Origin of the sequence: Streptomyces sp. NBC_00237 (assembly GCF_026342435.1) — a bacterium.
Taxonomy (GTDB): domain Bacteria; phylum Actinomycetota; class Actinomycetes; order Streptomycetales; family Streptomycetaceae; genus Streptomyces.
In genome coordinates, this window is the sequence record NZ_JAPEMT010000001.1 from 717257 (window position 1) to 743118 (window position 25862).

Annotated in this window: 19 protein-coding genes; 8 read left to right on the forward strand and 11 right to left on the reverse strand. The window is 73.7% G+C overall.

Features of this window, described 5'->3' with window-relative positions; translation table 11 throughout:
• Positions 1-2 precede the first annotated feature (2 nt).
• Positions 3-2288 (reverse strand): cation-translocating P-type ATPase, encoded by a 2286-nt coding sequence (locus tag OG897_RS03115; protein WP_266652641.1) that lies wholly within the window; start codon positions 2286-2288, stop codon positions 3-5.
• A 348-nt stretch (positions 2289-2636) separates the two neighbouring features.
• On the opposite strand from OG897_RS03115, the gene OG897_RS03120 reads away from it, so the two are divergent.
• Positions 2637-3335, forward strand: coding sequence for a copper homeostasis protein CutC (locus tag OG897_RS03120; protein ID WP_266652643.1), 699 nt, complete (start codon positions 2637-2639; stop codon positions 3333-3335).
• A 702-nt stretch (positions 3336-4037) separates the two neighbouring features.
• On the opposite strand, the gene OG897_RS03125 is transcribed toward OG897_RS03120, so the two are convergent.
• Entirely contained in the window at positions 4038-4343 is a 306-nt protein-coding gene (locus tag OG897_RS03125) for a hypothetical protein (RefSeq protein ID WP_266652645.1), read from the reverse strand.
• A 402-nt stretch (positions 4344-4745) separates the two neighbouring features.
• On the opposite strand from OG897_RS03125, the gene OG897_RS03130 reads away from it, so the two are divergent.
• Together OG897_RS03130 and OG897_RS03135 are read left to right on the forward strand one after the other, a co-directional pair.
• The gene (locus tag OG897_RS03130) at positions 4746-6851 is read left to right on the forward strand and encodes an AAA family ATPase (RefSeq protein WP_266652647.1); all 2106 of its coding nucleotides are present in this window, start codon (positions 4746-4748) and stop codon (positions 6849-6851) included.
• 1064 nt (positions 6852-7915) lie between these two features.
• Positions 7916-9016: a glycosyltransferase 87 family protein gene (locus tag OG897_RS03135; protein ID WP_266656518.1), complete on the forward strand. Its 1101-nt coding sequence runs from the start codon at positions 7916-7918 to the stop codon at positions 9014-9016.
• A gap of 211 nt (positions 9017-9227) precedes the next feature.
• Here OG897_RS03135 and OG897_RS03140 read toward each other — a convergent pair whose 3' ends face one another.
• Positions 9228-10895, reverse strand: coding sequence for a DNA repair helicase XPB (locus OG897_RS03140; protein ID WP_266652649.1), 1668 nt, complete (start codon positions 10893-10895; stop codon positions 9228-9230).
• A 98-nt stretch (positions 10896-10993) separates the two neighbouring features.
• On the opposite strand from OG897_RS03140, the gene OG897_RS03145 reads away from it, so the two are divergent.
• A complete protein-coding gene (locus OG897_RS03145) occupies positions 10994-11653 on the forward strand; it encodes a VanZ family protein (protein ID WP_266652651.1) in 660 nt (219 codons plus the stop codon).
• A gap of 10 nt (positions 11654-11663) precedes the next feature.
• On the opposite strand, the gene OG897_RS03150 is transcribed toward OG897_RS03145, so the two are convergent.
• Positions 11664-14312 (reverse strand): helicase-associated domain-containing protein, encoded by a 2649-nt coding sequence (locus tag OG897_RS03150; protein ID WP_266652653.1) that lies wholly within the window; start codon positions 14310-14312, stop codon positions 11664-11666.
• Positions 14313-14511: 199 nt separating this feature from the next.
• Here OG897_RS03150 and OG897_RS03155 point away from each other — a divergent pair, with 199 nt between their 5' ends.
• Positions 14512-15597, forward strand: a complete 1086-nt coding sequence (locus OG897_RS03155) for a hypothetical protein (RefSeq protein ID WP_266652655.1) — start codon at positions 14512-14514, stop codon at positions 15595-15597.
• Between the two features lie 104 nt (positions 15598-15701).
• On the opposite strand, the gene OG897_RS03160 is transcribed toward OG897_RS03155, so the two are convergent.
• From OG897_RS03160 to OG897_RS03170, 3 genes are all read right to left on the reverse strand, one after another.
• Entirely contained in the window at positions 15702-16406 is a 705-nt protein-coding gene (locus OG897_RS03160; protein WP_266652657.1) for an HAD family hydrolase, read from the reverse strand.
• Between the two features lie 170 nt (positions 16407-16576).
• Complete coding sequence (locus OG897_RS03165) at positions 16577-16744, reverse strand: hypothetical protein (protein ID WP_266652659.1); 168 nt, start codon at positions 16742-16744, stop codon at positions 16577-16579.
• Positions 16745-16802: 58 nt separating this feature from the next.
• A complete protein-coding gene (locus OG897_RS03170) occupies positions 16803-17057 on the reverse strand; it encodes a hypothetical protein (protein ID WP_266652661.1) in 255 nt (84 codons plus the stop codon).
• Between the two features lie 217 nt (positions 17058-17274).
• Here OG897_RS03170 and OG897_RS40770 point away from each other — a divergent pair, with 217 nt between their 5' ends.
• The gene (locus tag OG897_RS40770) at positions 17275-17658 is read left to right on the forward strand and encodes a cold-shock protein (RefSeq protein WP_323187974.1); all 384 of its coding nucleotides are present in this window, start codon (positions 17275-17277) and stop codon (positions 17656-17658) included.
• A gap of 28 nt (positions 17659-17686) precedes the next feature.
• Here the strand turns inward: OG897_RS40770 and OG897_RS03180 are convergent, their stop codons facing one another.
• From OG897_RS03180 to OG897_RS03195, 4 genes are all read right to left on the reverse strand, one after another.
• On the reverse strand, positions 17687-18535 hold the full coding sequence (locus OG897_RS03180; RefSeq protein ID WP_266652663.1) for a 1,4-dihydroxy-6-naphthoate synthase: 849 nt from the start codon (positions 18533-18535) through the stop codon (positions 17687-17689).
• Between the two features lie 4 nt (positions 18536-18539).
• A complete protein-coding gene (locus OG897_RS03185) occupies positions 18540-19190 on the reverse strand; it encodes a futalosine hydrolase (protein ID WP_266652665.1) in 651 nt (216 codons plus the stop codon).
• 17 nt (positions 19191-19207) lie between these two features.
• Positions 19208-19696, reverse strand: coding sequence for a DUF2771 domain-containing protein (locus OG897_RS03190; RefSeq protein ID WP_266652667.1), 489 nt, complete (start codon positions 19694-19696; stop codon positions 19208-19210).
• A 107-nt stretch (positions 19697-19803) separates the two neighbouring features.
• Complete coding sequence (locus tag OG897_RS03195) at positions 19804-21171, reverse strand: MFS transporter (RefSeq protein ID WP_266652668.1); 1368 nt, start codon at positions 21169-21171, stop codon at positions 19804-19806.
• A gap of 305 nt (positions 21172-21476) precedes the next feature.
• On the opposite strand from OG897_RS03195, the gene OG897_RS03200 reads away from it, so the two are divergent.
• Together OG897_RS03200 and OG897_RS03205 are read left to right on the forward strand one after the other, a co-directional pair.
• Positions 21477-22388 carry a DUF3027 domain-containing protein gene (locus tag OG897_RS03200; protein ID WP_266652670.1) on the forward strand — a complete coding sequence of 304 codons (912 nt, stop codon included), beginning with the start codon at positions 21477-21479 and terminating at the stop codon, positions 22386-22388.
• Positions 22389-22701: 313 nt separating this feature from the next.
• The gene (locus tag OG897_RS03205) at positions 22702-25839 is read left to right on the forward strand and encodes a sacsin N-terminal ATP-binding-like domain-containing protein (protein WP_266652672.1); all 3138 of its coding nucleotides are present in this window, start codon (positions 22702-22704) and stop codon (positions 25837-25839) included.
• The last annotated feature ends 23 nt before the right edge of the window (positions 25840-25862 follow it).

Below are 25862 nucleotides of genomic sequence, written 5' to 3' on the forward strand. Positions count from 1 at the left end.
GGCTACGCCGCCTTGAAGCTCCGCAGCCGCAGGCTGTTGCCGACCACGAAGACCGACGAGAAGGCCATCGCCGCCCCCGCGATCATCGGGTTCAGCAGTCCCATCGCCGCCAGCGGCAGCGCGCCGACGTTGTAGGCGAAGGCCCAGAAGAGGTTCGATTTGATCGTGCCGAGGGTCCGGCGGGAGAGGCGGATCGCGTCGGCCGCCGCCCGCAGGTCTCCCCGTACGAGCGTCAGGTCGCCCGCCTCGATCGCGGCGTCCGTGCCCGTGCCCATGGCCAGACCCAGATCGGCCTGGGCGAGGGCTGCGGCGTCGTTGACCCCGTCGCCGACCATGGCGACCGAACGGCCCTCCTCCTGAAGGGACTTGACGACGCTGACCTTGTCCTCCGGCATGACCTCGGCGATCACCCGGTCGATGCCGACCTCGGCGGCGACCGCCTCGGCGACGGCCTTGTTGTCGCCGGTGAGCAGGATCGGGGTCAGACCCAGGGCGCGGAGACGGCGGATCGCTTCCGCGCTGGTGTCCTTGACGGCGTCGGCGACGGTGAGGACCGCACGGGCCTCGCCGTCCCAGGCCACGGCGATGGCCGTACGTCCGGCCGCCTCGGCGTCCGCCTTCGCCCGCTCCAGCCCGGCGGGGAGGGCCATCGCCCAATCCGCCAGCAGCTTCGTACGGCCGACGAGTACGGCGTGCCCGTCGACGACGCCGTGGACGCCGAGCCCGGGAACGTTCGCGAAGTCCTCGGGAGTGGGGAGCTTGCCGACCTTCTCGACGGCCCCCGTGGCGACGGCCTGGGCGATCGGGTGCTCGGATGCGTTCTCCAACGCGCCCGCCAGCCGCAGGACTTCGGCCTCGTCGACGCCCGGCGCGGTGTGCACGGACAGCAGGGTCATTTTGCCGGTGGTGACGGTGCCGGTCTTGTCGAGGACGATCGTGTCGACCTTGCGGGTGCTCTCCAGGACCTCCGGGCCCTTGATCAGGATGCCGAGCTGGGCGCCGCGCCCGGTGCCGACCATGAGGGCGGTCGGAGTGGCGAGGCCGAGGGCGCAGGGGCAGGCGATGATCAGTACGGCGACGGCCGCGGTGAAGGAGGCCGTCAGCCCGGCCCCGCTCCCGAGCCAGAAGCCGAGCGTGCCGAGCGCGAGGGCGATGACGATCGGGACGAAGACCGCTGAGATCTTGTCGGCGAGCCGCTGAGCTGCTGCTTTGCCATTCTGTGCGTCCTCGACCAGCTTGGCCATCCGGGCGAGCTGGGTGTCCGAACCGACCCGCGTCGCCTCGACGACGAGCCGCCCGCCCGCGTTGAGGGTGGCCCCGGTGACGCTGTCGCCCACGGCCACCTCGACCGGCACGGACTCGCCCGTGAGCATCGAGGCGTCGACCGCCGACGACCCCTCCACGACCTTCCCGTCGGTGGCGATCTTCTCGCCCGGCCGTACGAGGAAGCGGTCCCCTGCCTTCAACTCCCGGATGGGAACGGTCACTTCACCGCCGTCGTCGCGCACGAGGGTCACGTCCTTCGCGCCCAGGTGCATCAGGGCCTTCAGGGCGGCCCCCGCCTTCCGCTTCGACCGGGCCTCGAAGTAGCGCCCCGCCAGGATGAACGCGGTGACACCGGCCGCGGCCTCCAGGTAGATGTTCCCGGCGCCGTCGCTGCGGGCGATGGTGAACTCGAAGGGATGCGTCATTCCGGCCATGCCCGCCGTGCCGAAGAACAGCGCCCACAGGGACCAGAGGAAGGCGGCCGACGTGCCGACCGAGATGAGCGTGTCCATCGTCGCCGCCCCGTGCCGGGCGTTGGTCCACGCGGCCTTGTGGAAGGGCCAGGCGGCGTACGTGACGACGGGTGCGGCCAGCGTCAGCGACAGCCACTGCCAGTACTCGAACTGGAGGGCCGGGACCATCGCCATCGCGATCACCGGTACGGCGAGGAGGGTGGCGGTGATGAGGCGCTGGCGGAGGGAGATGAGGGCCGGGTCGGCCGGTTCCTCCGCGTCCTCGCCGTCGGGTGGGGTCTCGTCCCGTACGGGAGCGGGCTCCTCGGCGGTGTAGCCGGTCTTCACGACGGTGGCGATGAGGTCGGCGACCTCGGTGTTCTCGCGGTCGTACGCGATCTTCGCCTTCTCGGTGGCGTAGTTGACGGTCGCCTCGACGCCGTCCATCCGGTTGAGCTTCTTCTCGATGCGGGCGGCGCAGGAGGCGCAGGTCATGCCGCCGATGGCGAGCTCGACGTGGGCGGGGGGAGCCGCCGGTGCCGGGGCGGGTGCCGGGGTATGGACGGGCATGAACTGCTCCTTCGTCGTGGCCGTGGCGCTGGTGCGCTGGTGGCGCTAGGGGGCTGGTGTGTTGGTGGCGCGCTGGTGGCGGCGACTTCGCGGGTGGCTTGCTCTTGGGCTATTCATTACCCCCAGGGGGTATCTGCTGACTTCATATATACCCCCCTCCCCCATGTGATGCAAGGAGCTGATGTATACCCCCAAGGGGTATCTGGATGTCGGGCCCCGGAGGCAGGTCGCAGGCAGAGGTTGATCACACGCCGTGCGGGGGTGGTGCGCGGGCCCGCCATGAGCTCTAGTCTTGATATTGGACTAGACCTATATCCGTGTCGGCGATGGCGAAGGAAACCGAACCCCATGAGTGAGCGTGCAGTCCTGGAGGTGATCGCCCTCAACGTCGAGGACGCGGTCGCGGCCCAGTCCGGAGGAGCCGACCGGCTCGAACTGGTGACGGACATGTCCGCCGACGGGCTGACGCCCCCGGTCGAGATCTTCGCCGCTATCCGGGCGGCCGTGAACATCCCGCTGCGCGTGATGCTGCGATCCGCGGACGGGTTCGCGGCGGGCACGCCCGCGGAGGTGGACGCGCTGGTCGCGGACGCGCGGGCACTGCGGGCGGCAGGGGCGGAGGAGTTCGTCATCGGGTTCCTCGACCCGGACGGGACCGTGGACCTCGTCGCGGTCGAGCGGCTGGTGGCGGAGCTGGACGGCTGCCGCTGGACCTTCCACCGGGCGATCGACCGGGCCACCGACCGCGACGCCGCGCGCAAGCAGCTGGCGGACCTGCCGGGCCTGGACACGTACCTGACGGCGGGCGCGGCGGAGGGTGTCGACGCGGGCCTGGAGACGCTGCTGGCCGAGGCGGGCCGGGCGGGCTCGCCCGGGTACGGGGCGGAGATCCTGGTCGGGGGTGGGCTGCGGCTTGACCACCTGCCGGTGTTGCGGGCGGGTGGGATCAACGCGTTCCACATCGGCGGCGCGGCGCGGCCGGAGGGGTGGGCGAAGCCCGTTTCCGCGGATGCGGTGGGGGAGTGGAGGGCGGTCCTCGACGCGTAGCGGGGCGGTCCTTGCTGGCTGGGGCTTGCGTGGAGGTGCCCCTTCGGGGGCGCGGGCCTGAGCCACTGTGCGGCTCCGCCGCGCGTGCGCTCCCGGTTCTGCTGGGGCTGGTGGGCGCGCCCCTTTAGGGGCGCGGGGCTGTGTCACTGTGCGGCTCCGCCGCGCGTGCGCTCCCGGTTCCGCTGGGGCTGGGGGGGCGCCCCTTTAGGGGCGCGGGGAACTGCGCGCCCAGCCACGACGCACCCGCACATCCCAACCCCAAGCCTCGCGAGTTTAGGTGAAGGGGTGGGTCTGGGGCGGCCCGCCGCAGGCGCACCGGGGTGCGGCGCACCCATGGGCGGAGGTAACGGCGGGCAGCACCGGTCCGACCCCCTCGCGAGGGGCGAGGCGGTACCGGGGCGGGCCGGGGCCGCTCCGGGGTGGGCCCGGAGCGAGGGGGGCCGCCCCCTTGCCCGCCCGTTCCGCCTCCGGGGGGGCGGCCCCGCCGCCCAAGGGGGCTAGGCGGAGGCGGAGGGCAGAGCCCAAGGGGGCTCGGCGGAGGCAGAGCTCAAGGGGGCTAGGTGGAGGCGGAGCCCGAGGGGGCTAGGTGGAGGTGGAGGAGGAGGCTAGGCGGGAGCGGAGCCAGAGGGGGCTGGGCGGAGCTTGAGGGAGCGGGGCGGAGCCTGAGGGAGTGAGGTGGAGTGGAGGGCGAGGGGGAGTGGGTCAGTGGTGGGGGTGGGGGGATGTGCCATGCTGGCCCGCCGCCCAGGCGTCACGCTCGTAGCGCCAGTCACCACCCTCCCCCCGCCCAGCCCGCACATCCCGCTTCCAGTCGTCCGCGTAGTCCCCCAGCAGGACGACGCCCACCGCCGCCCCCAGGAAGATCCGCACGGCCCGGACCGCGCGGGCCACGCGGTGGGGCTTGTCGGAGACCGCCGTGGCGCCGGTGTGCGCGCGGTCCGTGTTCGTCGTCGTACGGGCGGCTGCCCTGCCCGTACCCGCACCGGGGGTGAAGGTCGCTGTACTCATGCATCCATGGTGTCCGCCGCCCCTCCCCGGCACATCGGACCCCGGGGTGAACCTCCCCCTCCCGCCCCTCCACCCTCAGACTGACGCTCCGGGCCCCGCCCCTCAGACCTGGGTCCCATCCGCCCTCACCCGCAGGGCCCGGAGGGGCCGCTCGGAGGGGCCGCGGCCTCCGCCCCGTAAGAAATCATTCGCCAGAACCCGCCCCCGAAGCTAGAATCGCGCGTCTGCCCGCCTCCCTTTCGTGGAGCGCGCCGCCCGGACGGAAACCGGTCGGCAGCCAGACGTGACTTCCCCGCCGAGCCGAGCCGCACACCCGGCCGCCCCGGTCCTCGCTCCGCGCCAGGGCCCCGGCCGCCGCAAGGAACCCGGCCGCCCGGCCCGCGTACAGCCGGAGGCTCCACCGTGCCCGCGCACGAGATCATCACCGTCACCGCCGACTCTTCTGACGACCCGCTCGCCAGAGAGCGCGCCCACCTCTTCGCGTCCCGCGCCGCCCTGCGCGCCATGCGCGAGGACATCGAGAACCTCGACATCAAGGACGTCACCGCGAACTGGGTCAACGCCGTCGTCCTCACCGCCCAGATCGAGGACCGCATCAAGGCCCTCGCGGACCTCTCCCACACCCCCCTCTTCTTCGGCCGCCTCGACTACCTCCACACGGTCGGCGCGGAGGACGCCGAGGGCACCCCCGGCGAGAACTTCTACATCGGCCGCCGCCACGTCCACGACGCCGACGGCGACCCCATGGTCATCGACTGGCGCGCGCCCGTCTCGCAGCCCTTCTACCGGGCCTCGAAGAAGGATCCGCAGGACGTCGGCCTGCGCCGCCGCTTCGGTTACACCTCCGGCGAGCTCACCGCGTACGAGGACGAGCACCTCTCCGACCCGTCCGACGCCGACGACCCGCTGACCAGCAAGCTCCTCCAGGCGGAGATCGAACGGCCGCGCGTCGGCCCGATGCGCGACATCGTCGCGACGATCCAGCCGGAGCAGGACGAGATCGTACGGTCCGGACTCGCCGGTTCGGTGTGCGTGCAGGGGGGCCCGGGGACCGGGAAGACGGCGGTCGGTCTGCACCGTGTCGCCTACCTGCTGTACGCACACCGGGAGCGGCTGGCCCGCACGGGCACGCTCGTCATCGGGCCCAACAAGTCCTTCCTCCACTACATCGAGCAAGTACTCCCCGCTCTGGGCGAGTTGGAGGTCAAGCAGGCGACGGTGGACGACCTGGTGACCAGCGGGGAGGGTGCGGGAATCGAGATCCTCGGAACTGATGAAACGTCAGCCGCCTCTGTCCTCAAGGGCGATGCCCGGATGGCGGAGGTCCTGCGCCGTGCGGTGCGTTCGCACGTGACCCTGCCCGAGGAAGGTCTCGTGGTGGTGCGCGGCTCGCGGCGGTGGCGGGTTGCCGTGTACGAACTGGAAGAGCTGGTACGGGAGTTGCTCGACCGGGACATCCGGTACGGGGCGGCCCGCGAGGCCCTTCCGCAGCGCATCTCGCACCAGGTGCTGGTACGGATGGAGCAGGCCGGGGAGGCGCCCGACGACCGGGTGCAGGACGCGGTGGCCCGCAACCCCGCGGTGAAGGCCGCGGTCAAGGCGATCTGGCCGCCGGTCGACCCGGCGAAGTTGGTGCTGCGGCTCCTGTCGGACGCGGAGTTCCTGGCCGCGCACGCGGAGGGGGTGCTGAGCGAGGAGGAGCAGGCCGCCGTGCTGTGGACCAAGCCCGCGCGGTCGGTGCGGTCGGTGAAGTGGTCGTCGGCGGACGCCGTACTGATCGACGAGGCGCGGGACCTGGTGGCGCGGACGCACTCGCTCGGGCACGTGGTGCTCGACGAGGCGCAGGACCTGTCGCCGATGCAGTACCGGGCGGTGGGGCGGCGGTGCAGCACGGGGTCGGCGACCGTGCTCGGGGACCTGGCGCAGGGCACCACGCCCTGGGCGACGGGGAGTTGGGCCGAGGCGCTCGGGCATCTGGGGAAGCCGGACGCGGTGGTGGAGGAGCTGACGGCGGGCTTCCGGGTGCCCCGGGACGTGATCGCGTACGCGTCACGGCTGCTGCCGTACATGTCGCCGGGGCTCGCCCCCGTGTCGTCCGTACGGGAGTCGCCGGGGGCGATGTCGGTGACGCGGGTCGCGCAGGGGGCCGATCTCGACGCGGCGGTCGTCGCGGCGTGCGAGGAGGCGCTGCGGCACGAGGGGTCGATCGGGCTGATCGCGGCGGACGCGCGGATTCCGGTGCTGGCGGGGGCGCTGGGGGCGGCGGGGCACGTGCCCCTGTCCCCCGGTGAGGAGACGACGGCGTCGTCCCGGCTGACGCTGGTGCCCGCGTCGCTGGCGAAGGGGCTTGAGTACGACTACGTCGTGCTGGACGAGCCCGCGGCGATCGTGGCGGGGGAGCCGGACGAGCGGACGGGGCTGAGGCGGCTGTACGTGGCGCTGACGCGGGCGGTGTCGGGGCTTTCGGTGCGGCACGCGGAGGAGCTGCCGGAGGCACTGACCACTTAACACCGCCGAACCGGCTCACTCGGTCATTCCGTGCCCCCGCTTCCCCCGCCCACATCCACGGCGAGCCCACCCTCCGCCTCGGCCCCTCGCACGGCGAGCCCACCCTCCGCCTCCCTTCGTTGCGCGGCGGGGCCACCCTCCACCCCCTTCCCTGGGCGGCGGGGCCACCCTTCTCTTCCCCCGCCCGCCCTCGGCGGGCGGGGCCGCCCCCTCGCCCTCCTTGGGCGGCGAGGGGGCCAGCCCCTCTCTGCTTCCGCCGAGCCCCCTCGGGCTCCGCCCTCCGCCTCCCCAGCCCCCTTGGGCGGCGGGGCCGCCCTCCGCCCCACCTCGTTGGGCGGCGGGCCAGCCCCTCTCCGCTTCCGCCCAGCCTCCTCGGGCTGGCTCCGCCCTCCGCCTCCGCCTAGCCTCCTTGGGCGGCGGGGCCGCCCCCCGGGGGCGGGACGGGCGGGCAAGGGGGCGGCCCCTCTCGCTCCGGGCCCGCCCCGGTGCCGCCCGCTTTTGCCTCCGCCGACGGGTGCGCCCCACCCTGGTGCCGTCTGCCCGGGCTCCGCCGATGGGTGCGCCGCACCCGGGTGCCTGCGGCGCTGCCCCGGTCCCGCCCCTTCACCTAAAGCGCTCGGCCGCGCGGCTGGGTGGGTGGCTGGTCGCGCAGTTCCCCGCGCCCCTAACGGGGCGCACCCCCCAGCCCCAGCGAAGCCGGGAGTGCACGCGCCGCGGCGCCGCACAGTGGTACAGCCCCGCGCCCCTGACGGAGCCGGGAGTGCACGCGCCGCGGAGCCGCACAGTGACACAGCCCCGCGCCCCTGACGGCGCACGGAGCTCCCCCACCGCGCACCCGCACTTCAGCACAACCCCCCGCCCCCGACCGGGCGCACCCGTGCACGCCCCCGCCGAACCCTCATAGGGTTGCCGTCGTGACGACAGACCGGACCGAGAACGCCCGCGCCGCCGCCGCCCGCGTAACCTCCCCCCGCGCCCAGGGCGACCAGGGCGCCCCGAGCGGGAAAGCTCCAGCCCCCCGCCCCCGCGCCCTCCTCGCCGCGCGCCTGCTGCTCGTCCTCTCGGTGGTCGCGCTCGCCACCCTCTTCGTGGTGACCCGCATCCCCCTCGGCGACACCCTCGTCTACCGGGCCGAGGGGCAGGCCGTCGTCAACGGCACCAGCCTCTACGACTTCGTGACGACCGAGTGGAAGCTCCCCGCGACCTACCCGCCCTTCGCGGCGATCCTCTTCGTACCGACGACCTGGCTGCCGGTCACCGCCATGAAGGTCTGCTTCTTCATCGGCAACCTGGCCCTCCTGGCCCTCCTCGTCCGCCTCTCCTGGCGCTTCGCCAAGCTCCCGAAGCGGCCCGAGCTGGTGACGGCCGCCACCGCCTTCGCGATCTGGCTGGAGCCGGTCTTCCAGACCTTCGTGTACGGGCAGATCAACCTCGTGCTGGCCTGCCTGGTGCTGTGGGACCTGACCCGCCCCCAGGGGTCCCTCGGCAAGGGCGTGGCGCTCGGGATCGCCGCCGGGATCAAGCTCACCCCGGCGATCTTCATCGTGTACCTGCTGATCACGGGCAAGGTCCGCAACGGCCTCACCGCCCTCGCCTCCTTCGTCGCCACCGTCCTGTTCGGCATCCTCGTACTGCCGTCGGCGAGCCTGGACTTCTGGACCCGGCGGATGTTCGAGACGGACCGGGTCGGCAAGGTCTGGATCGTCGACAACCAGTCCCTCCAGGGCCTCCTCGCCCGCGCCATGAACTCCATGGAGCCCGGCCTCGTCTGGTTCGCCTGCGCCGTCGTCGTCGGCCTCGCCGGACTGTGGGTCGCCCGCCGTGCGGTGCGGGCCGGGCAGGAGGAGTGGGGCATCGTCGCCGTCGCCCTCACGATGCTGCTGGTCTCGCCGATCAGCTGGTCCCACCACTGGGTGTGGTGCGTGCCGCTGCTGGCGCTGCTGCTGGCCGAGGGACGCTACCGGCTCTCGATCGTGCTCGCCGTGCTGTTCACCGCCCGCAGCTTCTGGGCCTTCCCCCACCAGGGCGACACGGACATCGCGTACGGCCTGTGGGCGCAGCCCGCCCTGTCGCCGTACCCGCTCCTGGGACTGGCCCTGCTGGGCTGGCTGGCGTGGCGGCTGCGGGCGGCGAAAGCCACGCCCGTGAGCGCGAGCGCCACCTGAGTACGTACGTGAGGGAGGCGTGAGGGAGTTCTGAGTGGGCGGGGGCGGGTCCCGCCCACTGCTGCCCCCGCCCCCGCCCCTGGTGCTGGTGGTGCAGATCCTCGACTCTGCCGTCCCCGGACTTCCGCGCCCCGGAACCCGCACCGCCAGCCACCGCACCACCAGCCACCGCACCGCCAGCCACCGCACCACCAGCCACCGCACCCCCCGCTTACACCGCCTGCGGCCCCGGCCCCTGCCCCTCCGCCAGCAGATCGTCGGCATCCACGATCCGGTACGCGTACCCCTGCTCCGCCAGGAACCGCTGGCGGTGCGCCGCGAAGTCCTGGTCGATGGTGTCCCGCGCGACCACCGAGTAGAACCGCGCCTCGTGCCCGTCCGCCTTCGGCCGCAGTACGCGCCCGAGCCGCTGCGCCTCCTCCTGCCGCGACCCGAACGTGCCCGACACCTGGATCGCGACCGTCGCCTCCGGCAGGTCGATCGAGAAGTTCGCGACCTTGGACACGACGAGGACGCTCAGCTCGCCCGTCCGGAACGCGTCGAAGAGCTTCTCGCGCTGCGAGTTCGGCGTCTCGCCCTTGATGACGGGCGCCCCGAGGTGCTCGCCCAGCTCGTCGAGCTGGTCGATGTACTGGCCGATGACGAGGGTCTGCTCACCCTTGTGCTTGGCGACCAGCGCCTCCGTCACCTTCCGCTTGGTCGCCGTCGTCGCGCAGAAGCGGTACTTCTCCTCCGCCTCCGCCGTCGCGTAGGCGAGCCGCTCCGAGTCGGTCAGGTTGACCCGTACCTCCACGCAGTCGGCGGGCGCGATGTAGCCCTGCGCCTCGATCTCCTTCCACGGGGCGTCGAACCGCTTCGGCCCGATGAGCGAGAAGACGTCCGACTCCCGCCCGTCCTCCCGTACGAGAGTCGCCGTCAGGCCCAGCCGCCGCCGCGCCTGGAGATCGGCGGTGAACTTGAAGACGGGCGCGGGCAGCAGATGCACCTCGTCGTAGATCACCAGCCCCCAGTCCCGCGAGTCGAACAGCTCCAGGTGCGGGTACACACCCTTCCGCCGCGTCGTCAGCACCTGGTACGTGGCGATGGTGACCGGGCGGATCTCCTTCCTCGTACCGCTGTACTCGCCGATCTCGTCCTCGGTCAGCGACGTCCGCTTCACCAGCTCGTGCTTCCACTGCCGCGCCGAGACCGTATTGGTCACCAGGATCAGGGTCGTCGCCTTCGCCTCGGCCATCGCACCGGCCCCGACCAGCGTCTTTCCCGCACCACACGGCAGTACGACCACACCCGACCCGCCGTGCCAGAAGCCCTCCACGGCCTGCTTCTGGTACGGGCGCAGCGACCACCCGTCCTCGGCCAGCTCGATCGGGTGGGCCTCGCCGTCCACGTACCCGGCGAGGTCCTCGGCGGGCCAGCCCAGCTTCAGCAGCGTCTGCTTGATCTGGCCGCGCTCGGAGGGGTGCACGGCGACCGTGTCCGGGTCGAGCCGCGCCCCGACCAGCGGCTGCACCTTCTTGGAGCGGAGGATCTCCTCCAGCACCGGGCGGTCGGTGGAGGTCAGCACGAGCCCGTGCACCGGGTGCTTGCTCAGCGTCAGCCGCCCGTACCGCGCCATCGTCTCGGCGACGTCCACCAGCAGGGCGTGCGGAACCGGGTACCGCGAGAACTCCACCAGCGCGTCGACGACCTGCTCGGCGTCGTGCCCGGCGGCCCGCGCGTTCCACAGGCCGAGCGGGGTCAGGCGGTAGGTGTGGATGTGCTCCGGTGCGCGCTCCAGCTCCGCGAACGGCGCGATGGCACGACGGCAGGCGTCCGCCCGCTCGTGATCGACTTCCAGGAGGAGCGTCTTGTCGCTCTGGACGATGAGAGGTCCGTTCAACGCCGTGAGTCCTTCCGCGCGCGGTCAAACCTCCAGTGTGCCTCACGCGCCCCCGGGCGGCGGGTGAGAGCCGCGATCGAGGGGGTAAGCGAGAGGCCATGACTGCCGAACGCACGCCCGCCGCCGACGCGGCACCGCGCCCCCTGTGGACCTGGGTGGTCTTACGGACGGCCCTGATCCTCCTCGCCTTCCTCGTGCTGATCGCCTTCTCCGTCGTCCTGGCCAAGCTGACCCTGGTCCCCTCGCCCGCCTCCGAGGGGCTCGTGCACAGCAATCTGCGGCCGGGGGACTCGCTGCGGCAGTACGCGCGGGACTACACCTTCCTGGCCGCCTGCAAGCAGGTCGGGGGGAACGTCCTGCTGGGGGTGCCGTTCGGGGTGCTGCTGCCGATCCTGGGGCCGAGGCGGTGGCGGTTCCTGCGGATGCTCTTCGCGACGGTCGCCGTGATCGTGCTGGTCGAGCTGGCGCAGGGGGCGATCGTCACCGGGCGGGCCTTCGACGTGGACGACGTGATCATGAATACGACGGGCGCGCTGATCGGGTACCTGGTGCTGGGGAGGCGGCTGGGACGCGTGGTGCACCGGAAGCGGTTCCGGGAGGAGCCGCCCGTCACCGACGGTCCCGCCGATGAGGATGCTGCAGGAGGTCCCGCCGCCGGGCGGCCCGAGCCGGCGGGACCCGGGACCGGGAAGGCGTCCCGGTGGAGCCGGGGGCGGCGGCTCGGCAGGTCCGGGGGCGCCGCCGCCCGTACTCCGTGACCGGGCCCGACTAGGCCGGGTCGTCGGCCAGTTCCGCGACCCCCGTGATGCGGTGCAGGGGGTACGTCTTCACCTGGTCCGCTGTGTGGTCGTACGCCGTCACGAACCCGCCCTCGACCCGTACGGGCGCGATGACGCGCTGGCTCGCCGCGCCGTCCGCGTTGACGTAGCCGATCCACAGGGTCGAGCCCGTCATGGCCGCCGCCTGGACGGTCGCGAGGGTCTCGGCGGAGGAGGTGCGGGGGAGGGAGGAACCGGGCGTGTGCGGCGCGGGGGTCCCCGTGGGCTTGTGGACCGCGTGGGCGGCCATGTCGCCCGCGCGGATCGCGTGCAGCGCCGCGTGCAGGAGGGTTTCGTCCGGTACGGGAGGACCCTCCGGCACCGGGGCGGGGGCCGTGCGGGGCGGCGTGCGGTGGGCGTCCGCGCGGGTGATCAGGACGTCGCCGGCGGCCGATTCGGCGGCCGGGGCGAAGCCCATGGAGCGCAGTCCTTCCAGGAGCGCGGCGGGTTCGGTGCGGGAGGCCAGGACGGTCGGGGCGAGGCGGCGCAGGCCCAGTCCCGCCGAGCGCTTGTCGGCCAGGATCTCGCCCAGTACGGCGTCGTCGTCGCAGCGTACGTACGAGGACGCCGAGCCCACGCGGAGGTGGCCGTGGCGTCGGGCGACGTCGTCGATCAGGTAGCTGAGGGGCTGCGGGACCGGGGTGCGGCTGTGCGCGGCGAGGAAGGCGTGCAGGTCGGCGGCGGCCAGACCGGAGTCCAGGGCGCGGCGCACCGAGCCCGGGGTGAAGCGGTAGACGGTCGCGCCGCCCCGGCTCTCGATGTCGGCGAGCGCGGCGAGGGTCTCGGCCAGGGGCCGCTGGAGCGGGCCGGGGGCCACGGCGGTCAGGTCGGCCTGGAGGAGGACGTGGTCCAGGGGCTCGGGAATGAGCGGGGCGAGGAGCGCGGAGGCGCGGAGGGCCGCCGAGGCGGCCTCGGCCTCGGTGGGGAGGGAGGCGGGGGTTCCCCCGGTGTCCGCCTCCGTGCCGTCGGTGTCCGCCTGGGCGGGGTCGGAGCCCGCCCGCGTGTCCCGCGTGCCGTCGAGGCCGGCCAGGGCGCGGCCGTGGGCCGACAGGGCGCCCCGGCCGGTCACGCCGAGGAGCTCCGCCTCGTTCATGGCCCACAGGGCGAGGCGGGCGCGGAGTTCGCCCGTGGTGCCGCGTTGCGGGCGTTCCCAGCGGAGGCGGGCGAGGACCGCTTCCGGGTCGGGGGCGGTGCCCTCCGGGAGCGCGGCGAGCAGGGTGAGGACCCGGCGGCGCACCTCGGGGGCGGCGGAGCGGTCCAGGTCGGGGCCGAGCACGGACAGGGTGCGGCCCTTCGCGTCCTGGCCGCCGACCAGGCCCGACGTACGGGTCGCGCGCAGCCAGGCGGCGGCGAGCCTGGACCAGCGGTCCTGCGGCGGGAGGTCGAGCCAGGTGTCGTAGAAGGGGGTCGGGGCGTAGCGCTCGTCGCTCTCGCCGTCGGAGGCCAGCAGGCCCGCCGCGTAGGAGAGTTCGAGCCAGAAGGCGGTGGACTGCTCGGTGAGGTCGCGGGCGGTGGCCGTCCGCTTGAGGTCGCGGACGCTGAGGCCGCCCGAGCGCAGGACGGGCGGGCCGCCCCTGTCCCAGCCCTTGAGGAGCTCCTCGACGGTGGACAGGGCGGCGAACGCCTGGCCCGCCGCCGTCAGGTCCACCATCTTCGGGTCGTGGGCGGGGGCCGGGACGAGCTCCGGAGGGGCGGGTTCCGTGGTGCGGTGGGCGCGGCCCGCACGCAGGTGCAGGGCGGCCTCCCGGGGCAGGACGACCGTACGGGCGCTGGTGGGCAGGAGCAGGCCGTGGTCGCGCAGCCAGCGCACGGGCGGGGCCGGGTCCGAGCTGACTTCGCCGTACGGAGGACCCCACACGAGGCGGTCGAGGACGGTGAGCGCGTCGGACGGGGCGGTGTCCAGCAGGGCGTCCATGCGGGGGCGGTCGGTGAACAGCGAGGTGAGGGCGCGGACGGCGGAGACCGGGTCGTGGGTGGTGGGGATGCCGATCGCCCGCAGGATCTCCTGGAGGCGGGTCGGGGACATCCCGGTGGTCGCCTCGGCGACGGTCGGGCCCAGGCCCGTGGGGGACGGGTGCGTGGCGGACGGCGCGAGGAGCTCGCGGGCGGTGCGGACCAGGCGGAGCCGGTCGTCGGCGCCCCAGACGAGGGCCTGCTCACGCAGGGTGTGCACGGCGTGCGGGAGCGCGGCGGCGGTCGCCGGGTCGCCCTCGTCGCCGGTCATGAGGTGGAGCAGCACGTCGTACGGGGCCGGGTCCTGGGCCACCGCGAGGGCCTCGGCTGCCTGGAGCGAGAACCGGTCGAGCCGCTCCAGGGCGCGCACCACGGAAGCCCGGGTTCCGGCCCGCGTGGCGAGGAGCGTGAGGTCGCCCGGGACCGGGTTGAGGAGGTCGGGGCGGGTGCGCAGGAGCGCCGCGAGGGACGGGTCGGGCCGGGTGCGCAGGGACTCGGCCAGGGTCCGCGGAGGGCTGGCGTCCGGAGGGGCGGAGGGCGTGCTCGGGCGCGGCGGTGGCGTGTTCGGTGTCACGGCCGCCGTGCGGTTCCCGGTGGTGAATTGTTCGGGCACGTGCGCCTCCAGGTCGCGCTCGCTGGTCCCCATCCGCCCCACGTTAGCCCCTGGAGCGCCCCCTCCCGAGCGCCAGGCGCTAACGTCGGTCCCGGGCGGGTCGGCAACTGGGCGTGGCGGACGGGCACTTGCGGGGTACGAGATCCACGTACGAGTTCACGGCGTACCGAAGCCGTCGGGGCACGCGGGACAGACAGCGCAGCAGGCTGCGGAGCACGTAGGGACGGACGTCGTGGGCATCGAGAGCGACCAGCTGGTCTTCGACTACCTGAGCCGGGTCGGCGACCTCGCCCAGCAGCGCCAGCTGACCTCCGGCGACAGGATGCGCCTGGTCAGCGCGTTGCGCGGGGAGATCGACCGGCAGCGGTCCAAGGCGATCGGCGGGCCGGACAGCTCGGCCGCCGTGCAGCGGATCCTGGGCAGGCTCGGGACCCCCGACGAGATCGTCGACGCGGCGGACGGGGGCGGGGTGGAGGCCGTCCTGTCCGCCCGTACGTCACGGAAGGTGCCCCGGCAGCGGCGCACCGCCCCGGGCGGGGCGGGGCGGGCCGAGACGCCGGTGGGGTTCGGGAAGCCGACGGGGTTCGGGAAGCCGGTGGGGTTCGAGAAGGGGGACGCCGCGCCGCCGTCGTCCGGGCCCTCGTCGCCGCATGTCGCGGGCACCGATGAGCTGGGCTCGGGGGACGCCGACTGGTGGCGCACGGAACCGGGCCCGTTCGGGGGGCTCGGGACGGCCGTTCCGGGCTTCACCGGGGGTGTGGAGATCCCGGAGATACTCCGGCCGCCCGAGGAGGACGAGGAGGATTCCGCCAAGGGTCCCGGCAAAGGCCCCGCCGAGGGGGAGGCGGAGCCTGAGGGGCGGCGGCGGTGGATTCCGGCGGGGCTGCGGAGGCGGCGTGCGGGGGTACCGGTCGTCGAGGAGGCCGAGGCCGAGGGCGGGACCGAGGAGCCGGTGCGGGCCCCGCTGGTACCGCGCGGGAGCCCCTTCCTGCTGCTGGCCGCGGCCCTGCTGGTGGCGGGGGCCGTGGCCGGGAACCTGCTGCTCCTGCTGGGCGGCTGGTTCCTCACGTACGTCTCGCGCAGGCTCAGCCGCGCCGAGGCGAAGTGGGCGGCCATCGGGCTGCCCGGGGTGGTGCTGGTGGGGGGCGCGGTGTGGCTGTGGGGGCGCACGGAAGGCAAGTGGGGCGCCCCGCTGTCGCTCCAGGCGGAGGGGGCGATGGGGGAGGCGCTGACGGGCCTGTGGCCGGTGCTGATGAGGGTGGCGGCGGTGGCCTCGGCCCTCTTCGTGGTGTGGCGGGCACGGCGGATGAGCCCGTAGGGCGCCGATGGGCGTGCGGGGGTGAGTCGGGGTCCCACGACGGGTGCACCGCACCCGGAGGTGCCCGCGGCGGGCCACCCCAAGCCCTTCCTCCCCCCAAGCTCTCAACTCCGTTCGAGCAGGGGAGACCCCTCCAACGGGCCGGAGGTGCGTGACGGGCTGGAACCGGTCACCGAGCGGAACCACTCCGGGAACTCCGTCAGATCGCGGAGGACCACGTCCGCGCCCGCCTCCCGCAGGGCCTCCGCACCGTACGGACCCGTCGTCACGCCCACTGCGACCGCGTCCGCCGCCTTCGCGCCCCGGATGTCCCCCAGGTGGTCGCCCACGTACACCCGCGCCCCCTCCTCCCGGAGCGCCAGCGCCTTGCCCTCCGCCCAGACGTTGCCCGCGAGCGCGTCGACCTCGATGCCCAGGTGGGACAGGTGGAGCTTCGCGTTCGGCTCCCACTTGCCGGTGACGACCAGCACCCGGCCGCCCGCCGCCCGGACCGCCGCGACCGCCTCCCGCGCCCCCGGCAGCGCCGTCGAGGGCTCGATCGCGTACGACGGGTACAGGGCGCGGTAGCGGTCGGCGATCTCCTCGACCCGCTCGGCGGGGAACCAGTTCGCGATCTCCTGCTCCAGCGGCGGGCCGAGCCGCGTGACCACCAGGTCCGCGTCGATCGGCACGCCCGTCTCGACCGAGAGCCGCCGGTACGCGGCCCGGATGCCGGGGCGCGAGTCGATCAGCGTCATGTCGAGGTCGAAACCGATCGCGAAGGGAGCGGAGAGAGGGGTTTCGGCGGGCTGGGCAGGCGCGGAAGTCATGTCGCCATTGTGCCGGGACGGCCCCGAATGCCCACCCCTGCGTTGAGGGCCGCCTCACCTCCGCGACGGCCCGCCCGTCGTCCCGTACCCGTGACACGTACCCGATGGACCGTCCGGATGGCTGCGGCGTCGCCCCCGAAGCCGTACTCCCGGACGTGGTCCCAGAGGTGCTATCGCGTCAATGCGCGTCCCGCGTCCCGCGTGCGGTCCGGTACGGAGCGGATGCGGGCGATCAGCTCCGCCAGGCTGAAGGGCTTCGTCATGTGGTCGTCGCCCACGGTCGGCCCGGCTAACTTCTCCACGGCGCCGTCGCTCGCGGTCAGGAACACGACGGGCACCCGGCCCGCGCCCTCGCCTTCGACGCCCGACGCCGGTGCGCCCCTCAGACCCTGCGGGTCAGACCCCGCGGGCCGCGCGCCGCTGCGCCGCGATCGACGTCAGCACACCGGCCGCCGCGACCACGAAACCGACGCCCATCAGCATGCACACCGCGTAGGCGATCGACGGGAAGGGTTCGGTGCCCAGGAACAGCGGCGCCACCGTCACCAGCGTCGCGACAGCCCCGATGAAGAAGACGACTCCACCGACGCGAACCAGCCGATCGCCGGCCGTGGACTCCGAGGACTCTGTCGTACGGGTTTCATTGCTCACCCGGCAAGGGTAGTTCCCAGCCCTGGGAGTCGGCCCGGGGCCCGACGGCTCCGGGGCGGCCACAGGGCGGGAACGCGGGAAGCTCCGGCGGCTCTTGTCAGCGGCGTACAGAGCATTAGCCTGGTGAGTGGCGGGTCACTGGAGACCCGCTGCAGTGCTATCCGGACCCGTTTTCGCGGCCGTCCGGACCCGACGAGTACGAGGACGAGGACAGACGGTGCCTACCGGCAAGGTCAAGTGGTTCAACAGCGAGAAGGGCTTCGGCTTCCTCTCCCGCGACGACGGCGGCGACGTTTTCGTCCACTCCTCGGTGCTCCCGGCCGGTGTCGAGAGCCTCAAGCCCGGACAGCGCGTCGAATTCGGTGTCGTCGCGGGTCAGCGCGGTGACCAGGCGCTTTCGGTGACGGTCCTCGACCCGACCCCCTCGGTGGCCGCGGCGCAGCGCCGCAAGCCCGACGAACTGGCCTCCATCGTCCAGGACCTCACGACGCTCCTGGAGAACATCACCCCGTCCCTGGAGCGGGGCCGCTACCCCGACAAGGCGGCGGGCGCGAAGATCGCGGGCCTGCTGCGCGCGGTGGCGGACCAGCTGGACGTCTAGGGCCTGGGAAAACGCCTGGGAGAAGCGCTTAGGGAAAGCTCAGCGCGTCGCGGCCGAGGGGCGGAACGAGCCCCTCGGCCGCCGCGCGTTCCAGGAGCCCTCGGACGGCCGCGTACCCGTCCTCGCCGAGGTCGGCGCTGAACTCGTTCACGTACAGCGCGATGTGCTGGTCGGCGACGGCCGGGTCCATCTCCTGGGCGTGCGCCGCGACGTAGGGGCGGGACGCCGACGGCTCGTCCCACGCCATCCGTACGGACGTCCGCGCGGCCCGGGCCAGCTCCCGCAGCCGTGTCTCGCCCAGCGAACGCTTCGCGATGATCGCGCCCAGCGGGATGGGCAGCCCGGTGGTCGCCTCCCAGTGCTCGCCCATGTCGGCGAGCTTGTGCAGACCGTAGTTCTGGTAGGTGAAGCGGGCCTCGTGGATGACGAGTCCCGCGTCGACCTTGCCGTCCCGCACGGCGGGCATGATCTGGTCGAACGGCATCACCACGACCTCGCCGACCCCGCCCGGGACGACGTCGGCCGCCCACAGCCGGAACAGCAGGTACGCCGTCGAGCGCTCGCTCGGCACCGCGACGGTCCTGCCGGTGAGGTCCACGCCCGCCTCGCGGGTCAGGACGAGCGGGCCGCAGCCCCGGCCGAGGGCCCCGCCGCACGGCAGCAGGGCGTAGTCGTCCAGCACCCACGGCAGCACCGCGTACGACACCTTCAGCACGTCGAACTCGCCGCGCTCGGCCATGCCGTTCGTGATGTCGATGTCCGCGAAGGTGACGTCCAGGGCGGGGGCCCCGGGGATGCGGCCGTGCGCCCACGCGTCGAAGACGAAGGTGTCGTTGGGGCAGGGCGAGAAGGCGATCTGTACGGCGTCAGTGGTCATGTGGTCAGTCATGTGGTGTCCAACCCTCCAGTACGGGCCCGATCTTCCCGAACGCGTCGCTCAGTGCGGCGAGCGCTTCCCCGATCCGCCAGGCGTCGCGGTCGCGCGGACCCACCGCGTTGGAGACCGCGCGGATCTCCAGTACGGGAAGGCCGAACAGCGCGGCGGCCTCCGCCACCCCGAAGCCCTCCATCGCCTCGACGGCGGCGCGCGGGTGGCGGGCGCCCAGCTCGGCGGCGCGGGCGGCCGTGCCGGTGACGGTGGAGACCGTGAGGACGGTGCCGGTGGCGGCTGCGGCGGCCTCGCTCGTCACCCGTACGAGATCGGCCGGAGGCAGGTGCTCGACGGTGCCGAAGCCGAGGCCCGTGACGGGCACGTACCCGTCCGGGGTCTCGGCCCCGAGGTCGGCGGCGACGATCGCGTCCGCGACCACGACGGAGCCGACGGGGGCGCGGTCCGCGAAACCGCCGCCGATCCCGGCCGAGATCACCAGACCGTACGCACCGGTGGCCAGCGCACGGGCGGTGGCGGCGGCGGCCGATGCGGGGCCGACGCCGCCCGCGAGCACGGTGAGGTGCGCTGCCCGGTCCGCCCCGAACGCACGCGTGACCGCGTCCCGCTCAGCGGGGACAGCGGTCACGACGAGGACGTTCACGAGAGGTTCGGCCCCCGTCAGGAGGACTTCTCCAGCTTGAAGCTGTACACACCGACGAGCTTCTTGGTGGTGGCGTTGGTCTCGACGACGCTGACCGTCGCCTCCTTGACCGCCGGGGCACCCTGCTGGCCGCTGTTGAAGAACGCGCTGCCGGGGATGGAGCGGTAGGTCTTCTTGAACGGCTCCTGCTCGGCGGGCTGGCCGTTGATGAAGATCGTCCAGCCGTTCTCGGCGATCTCGGGGTCGACACCCAGGCGGACCTTGTCCTCCGCGGCGACCTTGATGGTCTGGGTGGGCTTCTTGTTCAGGCAGCCCGGGGCTTCCTTCTCGCTGAGGCCCTTCTCGCCGTAGCAGGCGGCCTCGGTGTTCACCGAGTCCGAGCCGACCGTCACGGTCGCACGCGGCGTCGGCTTGTCGCAGGCGGACAGGAGGAGAAGCCCCGCGGAGGCGACAGCCAGGGCGGCGGTGGTACGGCGGGCCTGGCCCGAGAACAGCGCAACGGTCATGCGCGAAGGCTATCGCTCCGAGTGGGCTGGGCTGCGTCGGGGGGTTTCCGGGGTGTCCGGTGTCCGTGGACGCGTTTCCGGGAGCATCCGCGGGGGCGCTCCCGGGACTACGCGAGCGCGGCCCGCCCCTTCGCCCGTGCAGCCCGCAGCAGCCCCCGTACCGCCACCAGCGCCCCCAGCGCCACCAGTGCCGCCCCGACCCCCATGCCCAGCCACGCCACCAACGGCAGCGCGATCCCGATCGCACCTCCGATCACCCACGCCACCTGCAACAACGTCTCCGAGCGGGCGAACGCCGAGTTCCGCACGCCCTCCGGCACGTCCCGCTGGATCAGCGCGTCCAGCGACAGCTTCCCGAGCGCCTGGCACAGCCCCGCCGTCGCCCCCAGCACGGCCACCAGGAACCCGCTGAAGAAGACCGCCGTCACTACGGACACCCCGAGCGCGACCCCCAGCACGGTCGCGATGATCAGCTCCGGCGCGCGGGACTTCAGCCACGCCCCCACCCCGGTCCCCACCGCGTTGCCCAGACCCGCCGCGACCCCGACGATCCCGAGCGAGACGGCGGCGCTCTGCCCGGCCAGCGGATGCTGCCGCAGCAGGAAGGCCAGGAAGAAGATCAGGAACCCCGACAGCGCGCGCAGCGCCGCGTTCGCCTGAAGGGCGTGCACCACGGAGGGCCCCACGTCCCGCAGCCCCGTCTTGGTCTGCGCCTCGCCCACGTGCTCCGACGCCAGGTGCGCCCGCCGTTCGCCCTTCGCGGAGTCGACCTTCCCCGGCATGGAGAAGGCCAGGAACGTCCCCGCGAGGAAGACGAGGAACGCCCCGTACAGCGGCCAGGCCGGGCCGATCCGCTGCAAGGCCGCCCCGATCGGAGCGGCGGCCCCGGTCGCCAGGAGTCCGGCCAGTGTCACCCGCGAGTTCGCCTTGACCAGGGAGAAGCGCGGTGGAAGGAGTCTCGGCACGACCGCGCTGCGGACGACTCCGTACGCCTTGGACGCCACCAGCACGCCCAGCGCGGCCGGATACAGCTCGATCCCGCCGGTCGCCACCGCACCCGACATCGCCAGCGCCAGCACCGCCCGCGCCAGCATCGCGCCCGCCATGGCGGCCCGCCGCCCGTGCGGCAGCCGGTCGAGCAGCGGCCCGATGACCGGGGCGAGAAGAGTGAAGGGCGCCATGGTGATCGCCAGGTACAGGGCCACCCGGCCCCGCGCCTCATCCGTCGGCACGGAAAAGAAAACTGTCGACGCGAGCGCAATTGTGATCAATACGTCGCCCGCGCCGTTGACGGCGTGCAACTCGATCAGTTTCCCGAGCCCGGACTCACCCGCTCCGTGCGCGTGCGTGGCCCGCCGGATGCCCTTCGCCGTACCGGTGAACGGCAGGTGGAGGGCGCGTCCGACCGCCCGGCCCGCCTTGCGCAGCGGCCCAGTTGAGACGGACGAGCGTGACGATGTACGAGTACCGGCCACCACGCCATAGTGCCCCAACGACGCGCCGACCCCACCCGACCCGAACCGGGATTCGGACGTGCAGGTGGGATGGGGGCGGCGGAGGGGGTAGCGTGCGTAGCGCGCCACCGGCGGTTGTTCTCGGCCGCGCGCCTCTCAGCGATCCCGCAGAATGGATCCCGGAAGGTGTGCCCGAGACACGTAGGCAGGACGGGCGCGGACGTCGACGCGGCCCTTTGGTCCGCTCCGCCCGCAGCTCGTGCATCCGTCTACATCCCTCCTCGGCAGGCGCACCCGTGATACGGCGTAGGAGAGAAGCGAAACCTGTGAGTGCTGCGACGACGAGAAGCCGTACCCCTGACCGCCTGTGCGCCGAAGCGGTCGACCTCGCACGCGAGGCCGCCGAGGAGGCCGCCTTCCCCGGGGTGGTGGGCGAGCACGTCACTCTCTTCTCCGAGGGCGACCGGGTGGTCACCCATCTGTTCGAGGCCAAGGAGCCCGGCTACCGGGGCTGGCGCTGGGCCGTCACGGTGGCACGCGCCTCCCGCGCGAAGCTCGTGACGATCGACGAGACCGTCCTGCTCCCCGGCCCCGACTCCCTCCAGCCGCCCGAATGGGTGCCGTGGAGCGAGCGGCTGCGTCCCGGTGACATGGGTCCCGGCGACCTGCTCCCGACGGAGGCCGAAGACCTCCGCCTGGAGCCGGGCTGGACGGGCGAGGACGCCCCGCCGCCGAACTCCTTGCTGTCGGAGGAGATGGAGTCCCTCGTCGAGGCGGAGGACGCGGAGCTCGCCGCCGCTCCGGTGCCGCCCGTCCGGGGCTCGATCACCTCGGTCGCCGAGGAACTCGGCATGCGCCGGGCCCGGGTCCTGTCCCGCTACGGCCTCCACCTGGCGGCGGACCGCTGGGACGAGGAGTACGGGGCGAAGACCCCGATGGCCCTGGCCGCTCCGGCCACCTGCGTCTCCTGTGCCTTCCTGATTCCGGTCTCCGGCTCGCTGGGGCAGGCTTTCGGCATCTGCGCCAATGAATTCGGTCCGGCGGACGGGCACGTCGTCTCGCTCTCGTACGGCTGCGGAGGGCACTCCGAGGCGGCCGTCGTGCCGAAGCCCGCGAAGCAGCCGGTGCCGGTGCTGGACTCGATGGCGGTCGACGCGTTTCCGCTGCGGCCGGACCCGGAGGGCGGGTCGGTGCCCGGCTCCCCGGACCCGGAGTCGGAGGACCTGGGCCACTCGTAGCCGTCCGGCGGGGCAGGGGATGCGGGGCGCAGGTGCGGGTGGGTGGGGGCTGGGGTTCAGGCCGCTGCGCGGGGCGTTTTCTCCCCGCCCCGCCCCTTCCCGAAAGCGCTCGCCGCGCGGCTGGTCCCGGTGATGTGCGGGTACGTCGTGGCTGGGCGCGCAGTTCCCCGCGCCCCTGAATGCCCCTCCGGGGCATCCCGCGTCGCAGCCGGAAAGCTCCCCCGGCAGGACTGACCCCGCCGTCACCGGGCAGGGGCAAGGGTCAGCCGCGCGGTACCTTGCACGCCGCAGACCACGACAGAGGAGCACCACCGTGAGCGTTCAGGAGACGGACACGACCGGGGCCGAAGACACCGCCCCCGGCGACCCGTTCGGCACCGCCCGGCTCCGGCGCGGGGTGCTCGACGCCTGGACCGCCACCCCGGCCCGTTTCCGCGAGGACGCCAACGCCGAGGAGGACCTCGCCCTCGGCGGCTACCGCGACCGCCTCGTCGTCGAGCTGGCCCAGAACGCGGCGGACGCGGCCGGGCGCGCCGGGGTCGAGGGGCGGCTGCGGCTGACGCTGCACCCCGCCACCGCCGACAGCCCCGCCCTCCTCGCCGCCGCGAACACCGGGGCGCCGCTGGACGCCGTCGGCGCGGAGTCCCTCAGCACCCTGCGGGCCTCCGCCAAGCGCGAGGACACCGAGACCGCCGTAGGCCGCTTCGGCGTCGGCTTCGCCGCCGTACTCGCGGTCAGCGACGAGCCCGCCGTGCTCGGGCGGCACGGCGGCGTGCGGTGGTCCCTCGCCGAAGCCAGGGGCATGGCGGAGGAGGCCGCCGCGCTGAAGAGCCCCGGGCTGATTGATGAGTTGCGCCGCCGGGACGGGCATGTCCCGTTGCTGCGGCTGCCGTTGCCCGCCGAGGGCTCCGCGCCGGACGGGTACGACACGGTCGTCGTCCTGCCGCTGCGCGACCCGGCCGCCGTCGCCCTCGTCGAGCACTTGCTCGCCGCGATCGACGACGCGCTGCTGCTCACCCTGCCGGGGCTGACCGAGGTCGCCGTCGACACCCCGGACGGGGTGCGGACGTTGACCCGGTCGGTCGACGGCCCGTACACGCACGTCGACGACAGTGCGCACGGCCCCACCCGCTGGCGCACCTCCGCCGCCTCAGGACCCCTTGCCCGCGATCTTCTCGCCGACCGGCCCGTCGAGGAGCGGCTGCGGCCCCACTGGTCCCTGACCTGGGCCGTTCCCGTCGACGACGACGGGGCTCCGCTGCCGCCCCGGACCGCCCGCGTCGTGCACGCGCCGACGCCCACCGACGAGCCGCTGGGCGTGCCCGCGCTGCTCATCGCCTCCTTCCCGCTGGACACCGCGCGCCGTCACCCCGCGCCGGGGCCGCTGACCGACTTCCTGGTGGAGCGGGCGGCCGACGCGTACGCGGAACTGCTCCGGGACTGGGATCCGGTCGGTGTCGGGACGATCAGCCTCACCCCCGGTCCCCTCGGCAAGGGCGAGCTGGACGGGGCGCTGCGCGCCGCGATCGTGGCGCGGCTGCCCCGCGTCGCCTTCCTGCTGCCCGCCCACCCGACCGAGGAGCAGCCCGCGCTGCGCCCGTTCGAGGCGGAGGTCGTGGAGGGGGCGGGGGAGGAGACGGTACGGGTCCTCGCCGAGGTCCTTCCCACCCTGCTGCCCGCCGGGCTTGAGCGGCGTGCCGAGCTGCGCACGCTCGGCGTCGGGCGGCTCCCGCTCGGCGACGCGATCGAGCGGATCGCGGGCGCGGAGCGGGCTCCCGGCTGGTGGCACCGGCTGTACGAGTCCCTGGCGGGCGTCGACCCGGACCGCCTCGCCGGGCTTCCGGTGCCGCTCGCCAACGGGCGCACCGCGATCGGCCCCCGGCAGGTCCTCCTGCCGCTCCCCGACACGTCCGCCGACGCGGCGCGGCAACTCGCCCGGCTGGGGCTGCGGGTGGCGCACGCCGACGCCGCCCATCCGCTCCTGGAGAAGCTGGGCGCGCTCCCCGCGACGCCGCGTGCGGTGCTCACGACGCCTCAGGTGCGGGCCGCGGTCGCCGCCTCCCTCGACGGCTCCGACGTGTGGGACGAGGACGGGCTCGACGCGGAGGAGCTGGCCGACGCCGTTCTCGGTCTCGTACGGGATGCGGACCTGGCCCCCGGCGACGAACCCTGGCTCGGCGCGCTGGCCCTCCCCGACGAGGACGGCGAGCTGTCCCCCGCGGGGGAGCTGGTGGTGCCCGGTAGCCACTTCGCGCAGGTCATGCGGGAGGACGAACTCGCCCTCTGCGAAGCCGAACTGGCGGAGCGGTGGGGGGGTGAGGTGCTGGCGGCGGTCGGCGTCCTTGCCAACTTCGCGCTCGTACGGGCGACGGACGTCGTCCTCGACCCGGACGAGTTCGAGCCGCGCGACGGGGACTTCGCCGAACCCGACGACGCGGGGCTCCTCGACGCGGTCGACGTGTGGTGCGAGGACGTCCTGGACCGGCTGCCGGACACGCCGCTGCCGCCCGTCGCGACGGAGATCGTGGCGGTACGGGACCTGGACCTGGTCGACGACGACAAGTGGCCGCAGGCCCTCGCGCTGCTGGCCCGGCCCCCGCTGCGCGACGCCCTCACCCAGCAGGTGCGGGTGCTGCTGCCCGACGGCACGACGCAGTCCGTGCGCCCGTACACGGCGTGGTGGCTGCGCGACCACCCGGTGCTCGACGGACGCCGCCCGGCGGGCCTGCTCGCGGCGGGCGGGGACGCGCTGCTTGAGGGCCTGTACGACGAGGCGGACGCGACCGGCTTTGCGGACGAGCAGGTGCTGAGGGCGCTGGGCGTACGGACGACCCTCGCCTCGCTGCTCGCCGAGCCGGGCGGTGCGGCGGAGCTGCTCGACCGGATGACCGACCCGCGGAGCGAGGTGACGACCTCTCAACTCCACGCGCTCTACACCGCCTTGGCGGACCTCGACCCGGAACAGGTCACCGTACCCGAGGAGTTGTGCGTCGTCACGGACGGGCGGGTGGAGGTCGTGGACGCGGCCGACGCGCTCGTCGTCGACGCCCCGGACCTGCTTCCGCTGACGGTGGGGCTGCCGCTGCTGCCGGTCGCCCCGTCCCGCGCGGGCGCGCTCGCCGAACTGCTCCAGGTGCGGCGGCTGAGCGAGACCGTACCGGCGCAGGTGACGTCCGAGGGGACGGCGCACGAGGTGCCCGGGGAGGTGCGCGAGCTCCTGGGCCCGGCGGCCCCGACGTCGTACTACGAGCACGAGGAGCTCCTCGCGGGCGGCGTGGAGCTGGACTGGCGGCAGACGCCCGACGGTTCGCTGCACGCGGCCACGCTGGAGGGCGTGGCGGCGGGGCTCGCCTGGGCGGCGGGCCAGTGGCCGAGGCGCTTCGAGGTGGCGGCCCTCCTGGAGGACCCGACGCGGACGGCGGAACTGGCCCGCAACCGCTGGTTCGACTAGTTCGCCACTCAAGGAGGGCGGGG

Excerpts from the sequence above, each read along its gene's own strand:
- OG897_RS03145 (WP_266652651.1), top strand. The coding sequence starts at position 10,994 with ATGACTGCCGAACGCACGCCCGCCGCCGACGCGGCACCGCGCCCCCTG.
- OG897_RS03190 (WP_266652667.1), bottom strand. The coding sequence starts at position 19,696 with ATGACCGTTGCGCTGTTCTCGGGCCAGGCCCGCCGTACCACCGCCGCC.
- OG897_RS03115 (WP_266652641.1), bottom strand. The coding sequence starts at position 2,288 with ATGCCCGTCCATACCCCGGCACCCGCCCCGGCACCGGCGGCTCCCCCC.
- OG897_RS03120 (WP_266652643.1), top strand. The coding sequence starts at position 2,637 with ATGAGTGAGCGTGCAGTCCTGGAGGTGATCGCCCTCAACGTCGAGGAC.
- OG897_RS03125 (WP_266652645.1), bottom strand. The coding sequence starts at position 4,343 with ATGAGTACAGCGACCTTCACCCCCGGTGCGGGTACGGGCAGGGCAGCC.
- OG897_RS03160 (WP_266652657.1), bottom strand. The coding sequence starts at position 16,406 with ATGACTTCCGCGCCTGCCCAGCCCGCCGAAACCCCTCTCTCCGCTCCC.
- OG897_RS03180 (WP_266652663.1), bottom strand. The coding sequence starts at position 18,535 with ATGACCACTGACGCCGTACAGATCGCCTTCTCGCCCTGCCCCAACGAC.
- OG897_RS03150 (WP_266652653.1), bottom strand. The coding sequence starts at position 14,312 with ATGGGGACCAGCGAGCGCGACCTGGAGGCGCACGTGCCCGAACAATTC.